This window comes from Bacteroides sp. AF29-11 (assembly GCF_003602895.1).
GTDB lineage: Bacteria > Bacteroidota > Bacteroidia > Bacteroidales > Bacteroidaceae > Bacteroides > Bacteroides uniformis.
In genome coordinates this window covers 175,605-194,835 of record NZ_QTLY01000005.1, presented here as the reverse complement: position 1 = coordinate 194,835, position 19,231 = coordinate 175,605, and the positions used below count along the sequence as shown (strand labels likewise).

Here is a 19,231-nt window from a genome sequence, read left to right as displayed (position 1 = left end):
CGGTTAATTAGAATTTTACATTTAAGCCTATCATATAGGTACGTGCACTGGGGTAGTAGCCCAGGTCGATGCCTGATGCCCAACCATAATCGTCGCCGCCGTAACCGATTTCCGGGTCCATACCGGAATAGCCGGTGAAGGTAAAGAGGTTCTGTGCGGTCAGATATAGGCGCAGCTGTTGTACCGGTAACTTCTTGAATGCTTTCTTGAAGTCGAATCCCACAGTGATGTTCTTTATCTTGAGATAGTCTCCATCTTCGATATAAATGTCTGATACTCTGTTCCAGTTGGAGCTGGAAGCGCTGGACAGTCTCGGGAACTTGTCGGACGTACCTTCGCCGTGCCAGCGTTGGAATATCTCTGCTGTATAGTTATTCAAGGGTGAGGAGGAGAAGTCACGATAACACTTCAGAATCTGCTGGCCGAATGCGCCGTAAGTAGTGATTGAGAAGTCAATGGCCTTCCAGCTGGCATTCAGGGAAAGTCCCATTGTCAGGTCGGGATTCGGGTTACCTATCATAGTACGGTCATTGGCATCGAGCGTACCGCTATTGTCGGTGTCTGCCCAGATTACGTCACCCGGCTGTGTCTTGTCGCCGTTCAGTTTCGGACCTTTGTAGTTGTCTATCTGTTCCTGGTTCTGGAATATGCCGTTACTCTTGTAGCCGTAGAAGTAGCCGATGGGTTTGCCTACTTCAGCACGGAAGCACTCTTCGGCTCCTTCCCACAGAACGCTGCCGCTACCGTGGATGATTCCGTCTTTGTTGGCAATCTTGGTCACTTCATTCTTGTTGTGAGCAAGGGTCAGGTTGGCTCCATATTGGAAATCCTTTCCGATGTTGTCGTTCCAGTGGAGTCCTACTTCAATACCCGTGTTTTTTACATTACCGCCATTGACGGACACTGCATTGGCACCGAAGGAAGAGAGTACCGGAGCCGTAACCAGCCAGTCTCTGGTATTTTTGTTATACCAGTCGAATTCAAAGCCCAGGCGGTTGTTCAAGAAGCGTGCATCGATACCGAAATTCAATTGCTCCTGTGTTTCCCAGGTAAGGTCCGGGTTGGTCAGTCGGTAGGCGTATGAACCGGTACTGATGAGGTCCATGGAGTCGCCGAACGTATAACCGCCATATCCGTTGTTGGAAGTTATCAGTGAAAGATATTGGAAAGTAGATACATTACAGTTACCGTTTTGCCCCCAGGAAGCGCGTAGCTTTAAGAAGTCCAGCCATTTGATTCCTGACATGAAGGACTCGTTGCTGATAACCCATCCTGCGGATACTGAAGGGAAGTATCCCCAGCGGTGTCCGCGGGCAAAAGTGGAGGAACCGTCCGCACGCATGATGACAGAAGCCATGTATTTCTCCTGGTAGTTGTAGTTGACGCGTCCGAAGAAGGAAGCGATGGAACCTTCCCCGTTAGGCTTGCCAGTCAAGGAGGACACACTGTTGGCGGTCAATGGAACATTGGACAAATAAGCGTGCTTGAAATCATAGAAGTTTGAGCCTATGGCTGAACCGCTCATTTCTTCTCCCATACCCCATTTTTCAATACTCTGACCTACCAGGACGTCGATGTTATGGTCATCGATATTGAAGATGTAGTTGGCTGTATTGTCCCATGACCAACGGTTATACATGGACATGGATTGGGTTACCTTGTCTTCTGCGTTGTTGAGTGACGCACTCAGATAATCGAATCTCGGCAAATAGGAACGATAACTGGAGGCTCCCATGATGTAACCGAACTGGCTCTTGATACGCAGGTTCTTGATGGGTTGCAGTTCTGCATAGAAGCTGCTCTGCATGTAATGGGACTTGCTTAGGTTCTGGTTCATATAGTAGTCCAGATAAGCTATCGGGTTTTTATTGGCTCCGTTGGAGATATCCCATTTGTAGTTGTCCTTTTCCTGGTCTGCGTAGAGGTAGTAGTCTCCGTCTGAATTGTAAGGGTGCATCAACGGGCTCATGATGAGCATATTGTGCACTCCGTTCCAATAAATGCCGCCGGTTCCGAATGAACCTTGTGTTTGCGAATATTTGTAGTTGATGGTTTCGCCCACTTTCAGGAAGTCAAGATTGCCTTTTTTCATGACTACGTGGTCCGAGTTGACGCGGAAGTTGTAGCGGTTCATTTCTGGAAATTCGCCGGGAACTCCCATGGTGGCTTCTTGGTTGGTGTATGAAATACCTATGGCATATCTGGAACGGTCTGTTCCTCCGGTGATGTTGACTGCGTGGTTCTGTACCAATGCATCTTCATTCAGTACTTCCTTCAGCCAGTTTGTCCCTTTCCATGTTCCGTTCTGTATGGCCTGCAAATCCCTTTCCGGAATATAGGTCGCCCAGTTGTACGGACTCAATCCGTCCATTACACGGCCTTCATCCTGCATCATCATGTACTCTTGGGCATTGAGGATAGTAGGGATTTTGTAGAGGTTCTGCACGCCGACATAGCCGTCGTAACTGACTTCGGCAACGCCGGTTTTACCTCGTTTGGTGGTAATCAGGATAACGCCGTTGGCAGCACGCGCACCATAGATGGCGGCAGAAGCGGCATCCTTCAAGACGTCCAAAGATTCAATGTCACTCGGGTTCAGCCCGTCGATGCTACCGTTGGCAACTCCATCTACCACATAAAGCGGGGAGAAGGTTCCGGTAGTACCGATACCGCGGATATTCACCTTAAAGCCCGAACCCAGGAAGCCGTTGTTCTGTGTGATGTTGACACCCGGTGACTGGCTCTGCAAAGCGCCCAGGGCATCCACAGTGTTCAGCTTGGCTATGTCTTCCCCTTTCACTTGTACAGTGGCGCCGGTGACAAGTTTCTTTTTCTGTACACCGTAACCGACAACAACTACTTCATCCAGTAGTTCGGAATCTTCTGTAAGGGTGATTTTCATGTTGGCATCTGCTTTGGCTTCCTGCGTCTTATAACCGATGTAGGAAATGACCAGGGTGGCACCTCTTTTTACGTTTAGCGAGAATTTACCGTATAAGTCGGTAGTAACTCCATTGGTAGTACCTTTTTCCAAGATACTTGCTCCGATGATAGGCTCTCCATTCTGGTCGACAATGATACCGCGGGCTGTTTGTGCCTGCATCTGTTCTGTCACTCCGAATGAATTTTCCGAATAGGTCTCTATTGCCATGATTTTGCTGCTTCCTATAAATAGGGAGGCGATGGCAATTGCTGTGAGGATTTTGTTGTTCGATGTTCCTCGTTTACGATTTTCATTCATAATAGATGTTTTTTGTTTAAGCTAATGGATCTCAAAATAAATAGGTTGAATAGAAGATGACACTAATAGTGTCTTGGGGCTTTCGGGTAAATCATAGGCATTCATTGTTTTTCTAAGGTTACTATATATAATATGGTATATTCTTGGTTAATATCAATGTGCTTTCCAGAGCTTCCGGATTGTTGTTATCAAATATAATCCTAATTTTCATTATTTAAAATATAGAATCGTATGTATTAAAATATGTTGTCCATTATTTTATTTGCTTAAGAAATTTGCGTGAATGAAATCTTGTTTGAGAGCAAACTTGGTTGCATGTTTTTGATTTTGTGCTAAAATCAGTTAATATATTGATTTTTATGCTATTGGTTTATGTTTTTTAAAACTATTGTAAATAATATTCTTGGTTTGGGAAATCTTATTTAAGTCTCGTTAACTAAATATGCACTGTCTGTAATTACTTCGAATAAAAAAAAGGAGCTTTGTCTTGCTTGAGTTTTAGTTAAAATATATGTTGTTTGTTCATTTGCAAAACTTGTTGTACCTTTGCAACCGGATTTAAAATGTATGATGCCGTGAATAGCGGTCGTGTATTCTAGAACACCACGTAAAAAACAGGAGTATGAAACAAAAAGTATCTGTACCTTTTATGTTGCTGGGCATTCTGTTCAATGTATGCCTGATTGCAGCCAATCTTCTTGAGACTAAAGTTATCCAGGTTTTTGGTATTACCGTAACAGCCGGATTGCTGGTCTTCCCGATTTCTTATATTATCAACGATTGCATTGCCGAGGTTTGGGGCTTTCGTAAAGCCCGCCTGATTATCTGGAGCGGTTTTGCCATGAACTTTTTTGTGGTAATGCTGGGACTGATAGCCGTGGCGTTGCCTGCCGCCCCTTTCTGGGATGGTGCCGCGCATTTCAATTTTGTTTTTGGAATGGCGCCCCGTATTGTCATAGCCAGTCTGACGGCATTCTTGGTGGGCTCTTTTCTGAATGCCTACGTAATGAGCCGCATGAAACTGGCAAGCAACGGGCGTAATTTCTCCGCACGTGCCATTTGGTCGACGGTGGTTGGTGAGACGGCAGACTCGTTGATTTTCTTTCCGGTGGCGTTCGGAGGAATCATTGCATGGCGGGAGTTGCTGGTGATGATGTGTATCCAGATTCTGCTGAAGTCCATGTACGAGGTATTGATACTGCCTGTGACTATCCGTGTGGTAAAAGCTATTAAGCGGATAGACGGTAGTGATGTCTATGATGAAGGCATCTCCTATAAAGTATGGAAAATAGGCGATATTTAAAGCCCCTTACCCGTAGTGAGGGGAAATCAGTTATTATGTCAAACAAATAATTAGCAATGCCCTCTCTGTTTCCCTCCCTACGGGGGAGGGAAACAGAGAGGCTTTTAACAAGATGAATAGGGACACTGCTTTGGTGGTATTCAGTGGCGGGCAGGACTCGACCACTTGCCTCTTTTGGGCAAAACGTGAATTTAAGAAAGTGTATGCGCTGAGTTTTCTGTATGGACAGAAACATCAGAAGGAAGTGGACTTGGCGAGGGCCATTGCCCGTAAGGCAGGTGTGGAGTTCGAAGTAATGGATGTTTCCTTTATCGGCCGGCTGGGACGTAACTCATTGACAGATGCCGGCATGGAGATGGACCAGGAGAAGCCGGCAGACAGCTTTCCGAATACTTTTGTGCCGGGACGCAATCTGTTTTTCCTGAGTATAGCCGCCGTCTACGCCCGCGAGCGGGGGATTAATCATATTGTGACGGGGGTGTCGCAGACCGATTTCAGCGGTTATCCCGATTGCCGGGATGCTTTCATCAAGTCGCTTAACGTGACGCTGAACCTGGCTATGGACGAGCAATTCGTACTGCACACACCACTGATGTGGATTGACAAAGCGGAGACCTGGGCGCTGGCAGACGAGCTTGGAGTGCTCGAACTTATACGTCACGAAACGCTGACTTGTTATAACGGTATCCCGGGAGACGGTTGTGGACACTGCCCGGCATGCACGTTGCGCAGAGAAGGATTGGAAAAGTTTTTGGCTTCTACTAAATGAGGCACACTTGTATCACTAAAAATATATGGCTATGACAGAATTGAAAGACCAACTTTCCCTTTTGGGGAGAAAGACAGAATACCGTCAGGACTATGCCCCCGAAGTATTGGAGGCATTTGATAACAAGCATCCCGGCAATGACTACTGGGTGCGTTTCAACTGCCCCGAATTCACCAGCCTCTGTCCCATCACGGGGCAACCGGACTTTGCGGAAATCCGTATTTGCTATATCCCCGATGTCAAGATGGTAGAGAGCAAGAGTTTGAAACTCTACTTGTTCAGCTTCCGCAATCATGGTGCTTTCCACGAGGATTGCGTGAACATCATAATGAAAGACCTCATTCATTTGATGAACCCTAAGTATATTGAGGTGACGGGTATCTTCACCCCGCGCGGAGGCATCTCCATTTATCCGTATGCCAATTACGGACGTCCCGGCACGAAGTTCGAGCAGATGGCGGAGCATCGTTTGATGAACCGTGAATGAGGACTGTTTTTGAAGGCCTCCGTAAATAATAAAGGGAAGCTTTGGGAGCAAATGATTGTTGCGCCGCTATATTTTATATTCTTGCTTACTAAAAACTATTCGTCCGACATATGTTTAATTATCGTCCGACAGCTATCGGACGATAATTAAACATATGTCGGACGATAATGTATCGACTGTCGGACGAATAGTCTTTAGTCAATGAAACATTAACCTGCTACCATCTTGGAAAGAATCTTTCCTATAGAGGATAGTAGGGGATGACTTTTGCAAAGATATAGACGATTCTTTAATAAAAATAGCGCCTTTTCCCAAAGACGCTATTCCCTCTTTATGACTTATTCACTACAAAGGGTTATTTTATTCTTTTGTAGCCATAGACAGCAAGGTTACCCAGTTCTTCTTCGATGCGCAATAGTTGGTTGTACTTCGCCATGCGGTCGGAGCGGCTCAGAGAACCGGTCTTGATTTGTCCGCTGTTGGTGGCAACGGCAATGTCTGCAATGGTGGCGTCCTCGGTTTCGCCGGAACGGTGAGAAGTCACTGTGGTATAACCGTGGCGGTGTGCCATTTCGATAGCATCCAGCGTTTCACTGAGTGAACCGATTTGATTGACTTTGATAAGGATGGAATTGGCGCAGCCCATGGCAATACCTTTTTCAAGGAATTCCACGTTAGTCACGAACAGGTCGTCGCCAACCAGCTGGCAACGGTTGCCGATGCGTTCGGTCAACTTCTTCCAGCCTTCCCAGTCGTTTTCGCTCATGCCATCCTCGATGGAGTCAATCGGGTAGTTATTAATCAAATCTTCCAAGTAAGCTATTTGTTCGTCGGCAGTACGTTTTTTACCATTTTCGCCTTCAAAGATGGAGTAGTCATAGATACCGTTCTTAAAGAACTCGGATGAGGCACAGTCCATACCGATTTTCACATCCTTGCCCGGTTCGTAGCCGGCAGCCTTGATGGCGCTCATGATGGAGTCCAGCGCATCTTCTGTTCCTGCCAGTGCCGGTGCAAAACCGCCTTCGTCGCCTACAGCAGTGCTGAGGCCGCGGTCGTGCAACACTTTTTTCAAGGCGTGGAATACTTCGGCTCCCATGCGCAGGCCTTCACGGAAGGAAGAGGCGCCTACCGGCCGAATCATAAATTCTTGGAAAGCGATAGGAGCGTCGCTGTGTGAACCTCCATTGATGATATTCATCATCGGGACCGGCATTACGTAGGTATTTACTCCACCGATATATCTGTATAAAGGTATATCGAGATAATTGGCGGCGGCTTTGGCTACTGCCAGTGAGACACCCAGAATGGCGTTGGCACCCAGCTTGGATTTGGTAGGCGTGCCGTCCAACTCAAGCATCTTGTGGTCGATGGTACGCTGTTCCAGTGACGACCAGCCAATCAGTGCCGGTGCGATTATCTTGTTGACGTTTTCTACTGCTTTTAGTGTACCTTTACCACCGTAGCGTTGCTTGTCGCCATCGCGAAGTTCCAGCGCTTCGTGCTCGCCGGTAGAAGCACCGGAAGGCACTGCTGCGCGTCCCATAACACCGCATTCCAGAATAACGTCCACTTCTACTGTGGGATTGCCGCGTGAATCAAGGATTTCACGGGCTACAATCTTTTCAATTTTCATACTTAAACTTTAATAATTTATTGTCCGTTGTCTTGTTTTAATTTGCAGCAAAGGTCGTACAAAAAGGCATATTGGGCAATACCTATAAATAGGGGTTTTTCATTTCCCGGCTCCTCTTTTTTTAGATTTATTATTGATAATACCTATCAATGGTGATTGCATAATATGATATATACGATAAATCCACTCCATATAATTACCTACAATAAGCGATTGCACAGCTGGCTGTTAATAATGACCTTTGCACCGGTTTACTAACAACATTATAATTATTATAAAATTGAAAGCATATACACTTAAATTCTCGCTGCTGTTTTTCCTTCTGTTGGCTTCTCTGTCTGTACATGCGCAGAGGAGAGGAGGGATGATTTCGGGTAGAATCATTTCTACGGAAAAAGAAACGGTGGATTTTGCGACTGTTTATCTGAAAGGGACGAGTTATGGAGGAACCACGAATCAGGAAGGCCTCTATCACATCAAGGCGCCTGCCGGCGACTATACGCTGGTGGTGTCTGCCGTAGGTTATACAAAGGTGGAGAAAAAGGTGAAACTGGTCAATGATGAGCGGATGAAGCTGAACATAACCATCGCTCCCGAAACGCAACAGCTGGACGAGGTGACTATCGTTTCTACCGGAGTAAGCCGGGTGAAGAGGTCGGCATTCAATGCTGTGGCAGTCGATACAAAGGAACTCCAGAACACCACGAAGAATCTGAGCGATGCCTTGACCAAGGCTCCGGGCATGAAACTCCGTGAGTCGGGTGGGGTAGGTTCGGACATGCAGTTGATGCTGGACGGTTTTAGCGGAAAGCACGTCAAGGTGTTCATTGACGGTGTGCCGCAGGAAGGTGTGGGAAGCTCCTTCAGCCTGAACAATATTCCGGTGAGCTTTGCCGACCGTATAGAGGTATATAAGGGTGTAGTTCCCGTGGGCTTCGGTACGGATGCCATTGGCGGTGTCATCAATATTGTTACCAACAAGAAACGCCGGAACTGGTTCCTGGATGCTTCTTATTCTTACGGCTCGTTCAATACCCACCGCTCATACGTTAACTTCGGACAGACTTTCAAGAACGGTTTCAGCTATGAAATCAATGCCTTTCAAAACTACTCGGACAACGATTATCATGTAGATGCGCCGGTAAAGGATTTTGAGACGGGCAGTTTCAACGAAAGTGAGAAGGTGCGCGTGAAGCATTTCAATGATACTTACCACAACGAAGCCATTGTGGCCAAAGCGGGTATTGTGGACAAAAGTTGGGCAGACCGGCTGATGTTCGGTTTCACCTATTCGCACATGTACAAGGACATACAGACCGGTGTACGCCAGAAGACAGTCTTCGGAGAAAAGCACCGCTTCGGCCATTCACTAATGCCTTCGATGGAATACAGCAAACGCAACTTGATAATCAAGGGGCTGGATATGGTGTTGACAGCCAACTACAATCGCAATGCCACTACGAATGTGGATACTGCCCGCTATGAATACAACTGGCTTGGTGAGAAACATCCGCTGAACAGTCCCGGCGAACAGTCCCGCCAGTATTCCCGTGCCGATAATGACAATTGGAACGGTACATTGACCTTGAATTACCGCATTGCCAGAGTCCACATGCTGACTTTCAATCATGTGTTGAGTACATTCCAGCGTGATAATACTTCACTGTTGGCGGTGGAAGAACAGACGGATGCCATTGCCAAGCAGACCCGCAAGAATATCTCCGGTTTGTCATACCGCCTGATGCCTTCCGAAAAGTGGAACTTCTCGGCATTCGGCAAATACTACCGCCAGTATGTGGCAGGACCTATGGCCGAGGATGATACCGGTAGTAATTATGTACGCACCAGCCGTACGGTAGACTCTTGGGGATATGGTGCTGCCGGAACCTACTTCATCCTGCCCGGTTTGCAGGCGAAGCTCTCTTATGAAAAAGCTTACCGCCTGCCCACTATCGAAGAGATGTTTGGTGACGAAGACCTGGAGAGTGGAGACATCGGCATCCGTCCCGAGAAAAGTGACAACATCAACTTGAACCTGAGTTATTCCCGGAGTTTTGGAAAACATTCTGTCTACGTGGAAGGCGGTGTGGTATACCGCAATACGAAGGATTATATCCAGCGCAATATCCAGGACTTGAGCGGAGGAAAAGAAGGGGCCACTTATACCAACTACGGCAAGGTGCTGACGAAGGGATACAATGTATCGGCACGCTATGGCTTCGGACGCTGGCTGAGTGTGGGCGGCAACTTCACGCAGATGAATGTGCGTGACAATGAGAAGATGCAAATCGGCAGTACCGGCAACTCTGTGGAAAATCTCGGTTACAAGGCACGCATTCCCAATGTGCCCTATCAGTTTGCTGATTTTGACGTAAACTTCTATTGGCGCGACCTCTGGAAGAAAGGGAATATACTGTCCGTGACTTACGACAACCAGTACATGCACAGCTTCTCCTACTATTCGCAGGCCATCGGTAGCAAGAACAAGGATTTCATGGTACCCGACCAGTTCTCCCATAACCTGACATTGAGCTATAGTCTGAAGAATGGCCGCTATAATATCTCGTTTGAATGCCGCAACTTCACGAACGAGGATTTGTACGACAACTTCAGCCTTCAGAAAGCCGGGCGTGCGTTCTATGGCAAGATACGTGTACATTTTGGTGATTAATAAATATAATGGTTTTAATAGGTGTAATTAATAAGAAGAACAAATGAAGAAGAATTATCTTTTGTCCGGCCTCTTGGCAATGGCAATGACCGGAATGGCTTTAATTTCTTGTACAGACACAGACGAACCGGGTTCCGGCTCCGGTTCCGGTTCAAAGGGTAACTATGTGATAGCTGCCACGGCTACAGTTTCAGGTAGCTCCGTTCCTGTCCTGCTGACAGCCGAGTCACTGGAAAGCGGTGAAATTACTGCTGCCGGCAATGGCCTTGTGAACGATGGGGCTACTTACTGGGTGTTCTACGGAAACAAATATCTGTATGCCTTGAACTATCACCAGGGAAATGCAGGCACTACCCAGTCGTTCATTATGAATACAAACGGTGAACTGGAAAAACGTAGCCAGGAGTATAACGTCAATCGTTTCACTACCTACGGCTATTATGACCAATTTATAATGACGACTTCTACCGGCGACGGCCCTACGGAACTGAATGATGCAAATGGATATACTCCCCAATCTTTTTTGATTTCCTATCTGGATGTCGAGAAACAGACTTATACAAAGAACTCGGTAACAAAGGATACTCCATTTCTTGCCGAAAATTTCCTTGAAAATGGTGAATACGTAACACTGGCCGGTATAGAACAAGTGGGCAGTAAGGTTTATGCAGCAGCCATTCCCATGGGGCTTAGCCAGTATGGTTGCATGCAGAAGAACGAAGACGGTAGCTACAAGTGGGTGCTTTCCGGTAATGAGGATTTAATAAAGACAGAATCCGGCGGGCAGGGTAGCGGTGCCTATGAGAAGGACGAATTGCAATGGACCCAGTATCCTAATGAATGCCATATCGCTATCTTTGGTGATCAGACACTGAATTCTCATAAGGTCATCACTACAGACAAAATCAGTTATGCTGCCGGACGTAACCGTTCACAGTACTACCAGATGAACTGGCTTGCCGACGACGGCTATGTATATGTATTTTCTCCGAGCTATGCCAAGACCATGAGTGATTCGCGTCAGCAGACTACATTGCCTGCTGGAGTTGTACGCATCGATACCAAAGCAGAAGAATTTGATGCCGCTTATTACTATAATCTTGAAGAGAAAGCCAATGGCGCCTCTTTCTTGCGGACTTGGTATATTTCAGGTAATTATTTCCTGCTGCTGATGTATGATAAGGCAATTACGGCATCAGACAAGGTTGCCAACCAACTTGCCGTCTTCAATGCCTCCACTGGAGCTTTGACTTATGTGAACGGCCTTCCAAGCGATGTCTCTGGCTTTGGTAATACCCCGTACATGGAAAATGGCAACGCATATGTGGCAGTCACTACCTCTTCCGGCTATCCTGCCATCTATAAGGTAGACCCTGCCAATGCAACAGCTACCAAAGGTCTGGTTGTCAATGCAACCCAACTGAACGGTGTAGGTAAACTGGAATAAAGCTCCTATGAAGAAAGTTTTTCGTAAGATACATTTATGGCTTTCAGTCCCCTTCGGGCTACTGATTACCCTTATCTGTTTTTCCGGAGCCATGCTGGTATTCGAGACGGAGGTGATGGAGCTCTGCCACCGCGACCTCTACTATGTGGAGAAAGTCGGGCCGGCACCGCTTCCCATGGGCAAGGTGGCCGAAAAAGTGGCCGCTACTCTGCCGGATAGTGTTTCTGTGACGGGTGTCACAGCCTCGTCTGCTCCGGAGCGTGCCTGGCAGGTGAACCTTTCCAAACCTCGTCGTGCTTCCGTCTATGTAGACCAGTATACGGGTGAGATAAAGGGCAAGTATGAGCGTGCGCCGTTTTTCACGACCATGTTCCGCCTGCATCGCTGGTTGCTGGACAGCATGAAGCCCGATGGAGGCATCTTCTGGGGGAAAATGATTGTGGGCACTGCCACGCTGATGTTTGTCTTTGTCCTGATATCGGGCATTGTCATCTGGTGGCCCCGTACAAAAAAGGCTTTGAAGAACAGTTTGAAGATTGTTTCCGGTAAGGGTTGGCGTCGGTTCTGCTATGACCTGCATGTGGCAGGCGGTATGTACACGCTGGTTCTTCTGTTGGTAATGGCGCTTACGGGACTGTCATGGTCTTTCTCCTGGTACCGCACCGGCTTCTACAAAGTTTTCGGAGTGGAAACCACGCAAGGGGGTGGAGGACATGGTGCTTCGGCACAAACTGCTGCCCAGGGAGGAGAACGGGCTCAAGGCCGGTCTGGTGGCAGACCGGGAGGTGAGCATCGTGAAAGAAATTCTTTCTCTCCTTTTACAAGCTGGCAGAAGGTTTACGAAGAACTGAAGGAACTCAATCCTGATTATAAACAGATTACCGTGTTCAAAGGCTCTGCTACGGTTTCTTTCAATCGGTTGGGCAACCAGCGTGCTGCCGACCGCTATACGTTCAATCCCCGTAGCGGTGAAATCACCGGGGCTACCTTATATAAGGATGCCGACGCTTCAGGAAAAATCCGTGGCTGGATATTCTCCGTTCATGTAGGCAGTTGGGGAGGGCTGACCACCCGCATATTGAGTTTCCTTGCCGCTTTGGTAGGGGCCAGCTTGCCGCTGACGGGCTATTATCTTTGGATTCGCAGATTGATTCGGAAGGGCAGTAGGAAAGCGAACATACAATTAAAGAAAGTTGCTTAGAAAAAGCAGGCAGTTTTATAAAAGGATGAAGATGTCCACAAGATGCGCAGGCGTGCGTGTTTTGTGGACGTTTTCATATAGGTATGTCTGGAGAATGAATGCTTTATTAAAAATACTGAAAAATAAATGGAAAAATGTAATCATGATTACACTTTTTTAGATTGTAACTGCCTATTTTTGCTGAAAATATTCATTTTATGGCGAAGCTACCAATCATAAGTAAACTATTTCCGTCCTACAGATGGAAAGTAACGGCACTCATTGTATGCGGTGTCCTCGTCGGCGGCGGAGGCTTGTTTATGTATCTTCTCCGGGCGCACACTTATCTGGGAGATGACCCTGCGGCATGTGTCAACTGCCACATCATGGCTCCTTATTATGCAACCTGGATGCACAGTTCCCACAGCCGGGATGCCACTTGTAACGATTGCCATGTCCCTCATGAGAATATAGTAAAGAAATGGGCTTTCAAAGGCATGGACGGCATGAAGCACGTGGGTGCCTTTCTCACTAAAAGCGAACCGCAGGCTATCCAAGCCGAGGCAGCAAGTGCGCAGGTCATTATGAATAATTGCATCCGTTGCCATACGCAACTGACCAACGAGTTTGTGGATGCTGGTAAAATAGACTACATGATGACCCTCACCGGCGACGGAAAGGCATGCTGGGATTGCCACCGCGACGTGCCTCATGGTGGAATGAACAGTCTTTCGTCTACACCCGCTGCATTGGTACCCTATCCGGAATCTCCCGTGCCGGAGTGGTTGCAGAAACTGATAAAGGAATAATAACAATAAATCTTCATAGATATGGAAAAGAGATTAAAATCGTGGCAAGGATGGCTGTTGTTCGGTGGTTCAATGGTCGTTGTATTTGTCTTGGGGCTATGTGTTTCTGCCTTGATGGAGCGCAGGGCCGAGCTGGCAAGTGTATTCAATAACCGCAAAACAGTGATTGAGGGAATTGAGGCACGCAACGAAGTCTTTAAGAGTGATTTCCCCCGTGAGTATCAGACATGGACTGAAACTGCCAAGACCGACTTCCAGAGTGAATTCAATGGAAATGTGGCTGTGGATGTATTGGAACAGCGTCCCGAGATGGTAGTGCTCTGGGCGGGATATGCCTTCTCCAAGGACTATTCCACTCCGCGCGGACATATGCATGCCATCGAGGACATTACGGCAACTCTTCGTACCGGTGCGCCTGCCACTGCTACGGATGGCCCGCAGCCTTCTACTTGCTGGACTTGCAAGAGCCCCGATGTGCCCCGCATGATGGAAGCTATCGGTGTGGATGCTTTCTATAACAATAAGTGGGGCGCTTTGGGCGATGAAATTGTAAACCCGATTGGTTGTGCCGACTGCCACGAACCGGAAAACATGAACCTGCATATCAGCCGTCCGGCTCTGATAGAAGCTTTTGAACGTCAGGGCAAGGATATTACCGAGGCCACTCCGCAGGAGATGCGCTCGCTGGTATGTGCACAGTGCCACGTGGAATATTACTTCAAGGGTGACGGCAAGTACCTGACTTTCCCCTGGGACAAAGGTTTTACGGTGGAAGACATGGAAGCCTATTATGATGAGGCCGGTTTCTACGACTATATACATAAGTTGAGCCGTACCCCCATCCTGAAAGCGCAACACCCCGATTTTGAAATAGCCCGGATGGGCATTCACGGTCAGCGTGGCGTATCGTGTGCGGACTGCCACATGCCCTATAAGAGTGAAGGTGGCGTGAAGTTCAGCGACCACCATATACAAAGTCCGTTGGCTATGATAGACCGTACCTGCCAAACCTGCCATCGCGAAAGTGAGGAGACTTTGCGCAACAATGTCTACGAACGCCAGCGCAAGGCCAATGAAATCCGCAACCGCCTTGAACAGGAACTTGCCAAAGCTCATATCGAAGCTAAATTTGCCTGGGACAAGGGAGCTACGGAAGAGCAGATGAAAGAAGTGCTGGCACTGATTCGCCAGGCGCAATGGCGTTGGGACTTCGGTGTGGCATCTCACGGAGGTGCTTTCCATGCACCACAGGAAATCCAGCGTGTCTTGTCTCACGGCTTGGATAGAGCTATGCAGGCGCGTTTGGCTGTCTCCAAAGTGCTGGCAAAGCATGGATATACGGACAATGTTCCCATGCCGGATATCTCTACCAAAGACAAGGCGCAGGAATATATCGGCCTCGATATGGATGCCGAAAGAGCTGCAAAGGACAAATTCTTGAAGACTACCGTACCGGCTTGGTTGGAAAAAGCCAAAGCCAACAACCGGTTAGCACTAAAATAAATTTATTTACGATTGGACGATTTACGATGTACGATTGGGATTACTCCCCGATATGTACATCCCGGATTGACTCTATCAACAATCTAACTCCAATCGTACATCGTACATCGTCAAATCGTAAATCAGAAGATGTGGAAGAAACCGTGGAGGTATAAGGAAGGTTTTATCTGTGGGGCAGGACTGTTCGTCACGGGCTTGCTGTTGCAGTGGAGCGTTGGAGATATTCGTTGGGGCTTGTTTGCGTGGCCGGTCAATGTCATCGTTCTGGTGTTGTTCCTGCTATTGTTGGCATGCATGCATGGATTTCGTAGACGGGTGTACTGTTTCGGATGGCTCAGTCATTATACGGCTGCAGTTTCTTCCCTGGTATGTGTGGCGGTTGTCACTGTCGTTATGGGATTGGTGCGGCAGGTTCCTTCTACCCAGCCTTCGGCAGATGTCATCGGCTTTTCGAAGATGCTTTCTTTCTGGCCGTTCGTGTTGCTTTATATCTGGCTGGTTACTGTCTTGGGACTGACCATTCTCCGTGTATGTATTCCTTTAAAATTGCGTAAGATTCCTTTTCTGCTGAATCATGTCGGCTTGTTTGTCGCCCTCTTGACGGCAACGCTGGGCAATGCAGATATGCAACGACTGAGAATGATTACCCAATTGGGCAAGACTGAATGGCGTGCCACGAATGAGGATGGCAAGCTGACGGAGCTTCCGCTTGCCATTGAACTGAAAGAATTCACCATACATGAATACCCTCCCAAGCTGATGCTGATAAATAATGAGACCGGGCAGGCACTGCCGAAGGATGTGCCGGAACATTTGCTGTTGGAAGAGAAGGTAGAACGGGGGAGGTTGCTGGATTGGGACATCTCTATCCTTCAATCCATTCCGATGGCTGCCTCTGTAGCTGCGGAAGATACCTTGAAGTTTACCGAATTCCATTCGATGGGAGCTACCTATGCTGTTTATCTGAAGGCGGTGAATGCTACCTCCGGACAGTCGAAGGAGGGATGGGTGAGTTGCGGTAGTTTCATGTTTCCTTATAAGGCATTGCGCTTGTCGGAACAGACCAGTCTGGTGATGCCCGAACGTGAGCCGCAGCGATTTGTTTCTGCTGTAACGGTTTATACGCAGTCAGGAGAGGTAGTGGAAGACACAATCGAAGTGAACCGTCCTTTGAAGATATTCGGATGGAACATTTATCAATTAAGCTATGACGAAACGAAAGGACGGTGGAGTGATGTCAGTGTTTTTGAACTGGTACGCGATCCCTGGCTTCCGGCTGTATATGCCGGCATCATAATGATGGTGCTGGGGGCAGTCTGCTTGTTTGTCAATGCACCGAAAGGAACAGAAGAAAGAAAGGAGGAGACGGTATGAGTTGGGATTATTTTGCTCTGTTTGCCATTGTCGCTTTACTTTTCTGGGGATTGGGAGCTTTCGCTGCATGGCGTGGTAAACGTCCGGTAGTGGTATACACTTTGACTTGTCTGGGCTTGGCTGTCTTTTTCAGCTTCATTGTCGGCATGTGGATTTCTTTGGAGCGTCCTCCGATGCGGACGATGGGGGAGACGCGTTTGTGGTATTCATTCTTTCTTCCATTGGCAGGAATCATCACTTACAGTCGTTGGAGGTACAAATGGATTCTCGGTTTCAGTTCCGTCTTGTCCTTGGTGTTTGTCTGCATCAATATTTTTAGGCCCGAAATACACAACAAGACGTTGATGCCCGCTTTGCAGAGTCCGTGGTTCACTCCTCATGTCATTGTCTATATGTTTGCCTATGCCATGCTGGGTGCCGCTACGGTGATGGCTGTCTACCTGCTGTGGTTCAAGAAAAAAGGAATTGAACGGCATGAGATGGCTTTGTGCGATAATCTGACTTATGTAGGACTTGCCTTCATGACACTGGGTATGCTGTCCGGTGCTGTCTGGGCGAAAGCTGCTTGGGGACACTATTGGGCATGGGATCCCAAGGAGACTTGGGCGGCGGCTACCTGGTTCTCCTATCTGGCATATATCCATTTCCGATTGGGATGCCCCGCGGCCTATCGTAAGGCACTGTTTGGCTTGCTTGTATCTTTTCTGTTGTTGCAAATGTGTTGGTATGGCATCAATTACTTGCCCTCGGCACAAGGAGTGAGTGTACATACGTATAACTTAAATTAAAATACTTATGAAAACAGTTTATTTGGCATTAGGCTTATTGCTGTTGCCCGGAATGTTGTGGGCACAAGGTTCGGAGAAAGAGAACGAATTCACCATGTCGATGCAAATCAGACCCCGTGCAGAATACCGTAACGGAGCACAGTTACCACGTTTCGAGGGAGACAAGGCTGCTTCATTTATCAACAACCGTGCACGTCTTTCCATGGAGTATAAACGTTCGGATTTGAGTATGAAGATTTCGGCCCAACATGTAGGCGTATAAGGGCAGGACCCGCAGATAGACACTAACGGGCGTTTCATTATGAACGAAGCATGGGCAAAACTCAACTTTGGTGCCGGTTTCTTTGCACAACTGGGGCGCCAGACCTTGTCTTATGACGACGAACGTATTTTGGGAGGGCTGGACTGGAATGTGGCCGGTCGCTATCACGATGCATTGAAGTTGGGCTATGCCAAGAATGCCCACCAACTGCATTTCATTCTTGCCTTCAACCAGAACAAGGAAAAGGCAAAAGGCGGTACCTATTATTATGACGGTGCACAACCTTATAAGAATATGCAGACCCTTTGGTATCATTATGCGGCGCAAACCCCCAACCTTGATGTCTCTTTGTTATTCATGAATCTGGGCCTGGAAACCGGTGATGCAGAAACAGAAACTTCCCATACCCGCTATTTGCAGACGTTCGGTACTTACGTGACTTATCAACCGGAATCGGGAAACTGGCTGCCCGTGCAGGCTGCTTTCTATTACCAGACCGGAAAGAACAAGAATGCGCAGAGTGTATCTGCCTTTATGGTAAGCGTGAAGGCTGCCTATGCCATAGACAAGCAATGGAGTGTGAGCTTGGGTTATGATTATCTGAGTGGCAGTGACGGGAAAGGTGACAAGTTCAAAGCATTCGATCCTCTTTACGGAACACATCATAAGTTCTATGGAGCGATGGACTATTTCTATGCTTCTGCTTGGCAGGGAGTAGCTCCCGGTTTGCAGGATGCCCAGTTGGGTGTTAACTTCAAGACATCCAAGCAGGTGAGTATGCAACTGAATTATCACTATTTTGCTACTGCTGCCAAGCTGGATGATGTAAAAAAGGGATTGGGTTCGGAGATGGACTATCAGCTTGACTGGAATGTGATGAAGGACGTGAAGCTTTCTGCCGGTTACTCCATTATGCGGGGTACGAAGTCTATGGACGTGGTGAAAGGCGGCGACCATAAACGCTGGCAGGATTGGGGCTGGGTATCTGTCAACATCAATCCGAGAATCTTGTTTGTAAAATGGTAGTTTAGATATACTCTTTCAGAGCTGCTTCATTCAATACCTCAATTTTCTTACCCGTCATTAGGATAATACCTTCTTTGGTCATCTTATTGATTTCCTTTGAAAGTGCCGGGCGGGTTACATTGAGGTATTCTGCCAGCTCAGATTGGGTATGCGCAATGGTGATGCTGGTAGAGTTGGAAATTCTGTTTTCAAACAGATAGACGACAAACCTTTCGCGGACTGTTTTGCGGGAAAGGGTTTTTAATCGCGAAACCGTGCAGGCATTGCAATTTCCCGTTATGCAAAGGAAGTTGTGCAGCACTTTGGGATCCTGGCTGATAAGCTTGAAGGTGGATTCTTTGGTGGCAGTGAATAGGATACAGTCTTCAATGGCAGTAAAAGTTGCCGGCAGTGTGGTGTTGCTGCCGAAGAGATGGGGAGTGGCAAAGGCCCGGGGGGCAACGATGTATTCTACCATAACTTTATTGCCCAGACCGTCTATAATATCTACACGCAATTTACCTTCCAATAGTATATATAGCTTCTTGCAGGGGGTGCCTTGCCGGGCAACTATATCTTTCTTGTCTATAGAATAGACTGAATATTCCAGTTTCTCAAGCAGCGATTGCTTGATATTATGTGGCAAATCCCTTAGTAGAGGGATTTGGAACAACAACTGTTCGTACTTTTCATCCAGTAGAATCTTTTCCATAGCTTTTTATTCTTGGACAAAGGTAAGAATAATATATAAGTGCG

The 19,231-nt window shown here is 47.5% G+C and carries 13 protein-coding genes and 1 pseudogene; 11 read left to right on the top strand and 3 right to left on the bottom strand.

The window, feature by feature from the left end:
* Window positions 1-7: 7 nt before the first annotated feature.
* Window positions 8-3,241 carry a SusC/RagA family TonB-linked outer membrane protein gene (locus DWZ03_RS10205; RefSeq protein ID WP_016274293.1) on the bottom strand — a complete coding sequence of 1,078 codons (3,234 nt, stop codon included), beginning with the start codon at window positions 3,239-3,241 and terminating at the stop codon, window positions 8-10.
* A 622-nt stretch (window positions 3,242-3,863) separates the two neighbouring features.
* Here DWZ03_RS10205 and DWZ03_RS10200 point away from each other — a divergent pair.
* The 3 genes from DWZ03_RS10200 (at window position 3,864) to queF (ending at window position 5,800) form a co-directional block, all read left to right on the top strand.
* Entirely contained in the window at window positions 3,864-4,544 is a 681-nt protein-coding gene (locus DWZ03_RS10200) for a queuosine precursor transporter (protein ID WP_005831504.1), read from the top strand.
* Between the two features lie 112 nt (window positions 4,545-4,656).
* Window positions 4,657-5,313 (top strand): 7-cyano-7-deazaguanine synthase QueC, encoded by a 657-nt coding sequence (gene queC, locus DWZ03_RS10195; protein ID WP_035458131.1) that lies wholly within the window; start codon window positions 4,657-4,659, stop codon window positions 5,311-5,313.
* Between the two features lie 31 nt (window positions 5,314-5,344).
* The gene (queF, locus tag DWZ03_RS10190; protein WP_008664917.1) at window positions 5,345-5,800 is read left to right on the top strand and encodes a preQ(1) synthase; all 456 of its coding nucleotides are present in this window, start codon (window positions 5,345-5,347) and stop codon (window positions 5,798-5,800) included.
* A 355-nt stretch (window positions 5,801-6,155) separates the two neighbouring features.
* Here the strand turns inward: queF and eno are convergent, their stop codons facing one another.
* Window positions 6,156-7,436, bottom strand: coding sequence for a phosphopyruvate hydratase (gene eno, locus DWZ03_RS10185; protein WP_005831501.1), 1,281 nt, complete (start codon window positions 7,434-7,436; stop codon window positions 6,156-6,158).
* A 364-nt stretch (window positions 7,437-7,800) separates the two neighbouring features.
* On the opposite strand from eno, the gene DWZ03_RS10180 reads away from it, so the two are divergent.
* The 8 genes and pseudogenes from DWZ03_RS10180 (at window position 7,801) to DWZ03_RS10145 (ending at window position 18,496) form a co-directional block, all read left to right on the top strand.
* Entirely contained in the window at window positions 7,801-10,107 is a 2,307-nt protein-coding gene (locus tag DWZ03_RS10180; RefSeq protein ID WP_243634955.1) for a TonB-dependent receptor, read from the top strand.
* Window positions 10,108-10,150: 43 nt separating this feature from the next.
* The gene (locus DWZ03_RS10175; RefSeq protein ID WP_005831492.1) at window positions 10,151-11,554 is read left to right on the top strand and encodes a DUF4374 domain-containing protein; all 1,404 of its coding nucleotides are present in this window, start codon (window positions 10,151-10,153) and stop codon (window positions 11,552-11,554) included.
* Window positions 11,555-11,561: 7 nt separating this feature from the next.
* On the top strand, window positions 11,562-12,755 hold the full coding sequence (locus DWZ03_RS10170) for a PepSY-associated TM helix domain-containing protein (RefSeq protein ID WP_022402016.1): 1,194 nt from the start codon (window positions 11,562-11,564) through the stop codon (window positions 12,753-12,755).
* A gap of 197 nt (window positions 12,756-12,952) precedes the next feature.
* Complete coding sequence (nrfH, locus tag DWZ03_RS10165) at window positions 12,953-13,543, top strand: cytochrome c nitrite reductase small subunit (RefSeq protein ID WP_061412181.1); 591 nt, start codon at window positions 12,953-12,955, stop codon at window positions 13,541-13,543.
* A 21-nt stretch (window positions 13,544-13,564) separates the two neighbouring features.
* Window positions 13,565-15,046, top strand: coding sequence for an ammonia-forming cytochrome c nitrite reductase (gene nrfA / locus DWZ03_RS10160; RefSeq protein ID WP_120129881.1), 1,482 nt, complete (start codon window positions 13,565-13,567; stop codon window positions 15,044-15,046).
* 129 nt (window positions 15,047-15,175) lie between these two features.
* A complete protein-coding gene (locus tag DWZ03_RS10155; protein WP_005832426.1) occupies window positions 15,176-16,420 on the top strand; it encodes a cytochrome c biogenesis protein ResB in 1,245 nt (414 codons plus the stop codon).
* Entirely contained in the window at window positions 16,417-17,208 is a 792-nt protein-coding gene (locus tag DWZ03_RS10150; RefSeq protein ID WP_009038192.1) for a cytochrome c biogenesis protein, read from the top strand. The genes DWZ03_RS10155 and DWZ03_RS10150 overlap by 4 nt, the downstream gene beginning before the upstream one ends.
* A gap of 7 nt (window positions 17,209-17,215) precedes the next feature.
* Window positions 17,216-18,496: pseudogene (locus DWZ03_RS10145) on the top strand (alginate export family protein).
* A gap of 1 nt (window position 18,497) precedes the next feature.
* On the opposite strand, the gene DWZ03_RS10140 reads toward DWZ03_RS10145, so the two are convergent.
* Window positions 18,498-19,187, bottom strand: a complete 690-nt coding sequence (locus DWZ03_RS10140) for a Crp/Fnr family transcriptional regulator (protein WP_005832420.1) — start codon at window positions 19,185-19,187, stop codon at window positions 18,498-18,500.
* Window positions 19,188-19,231 lie beyond the last annotated feature (44 nt).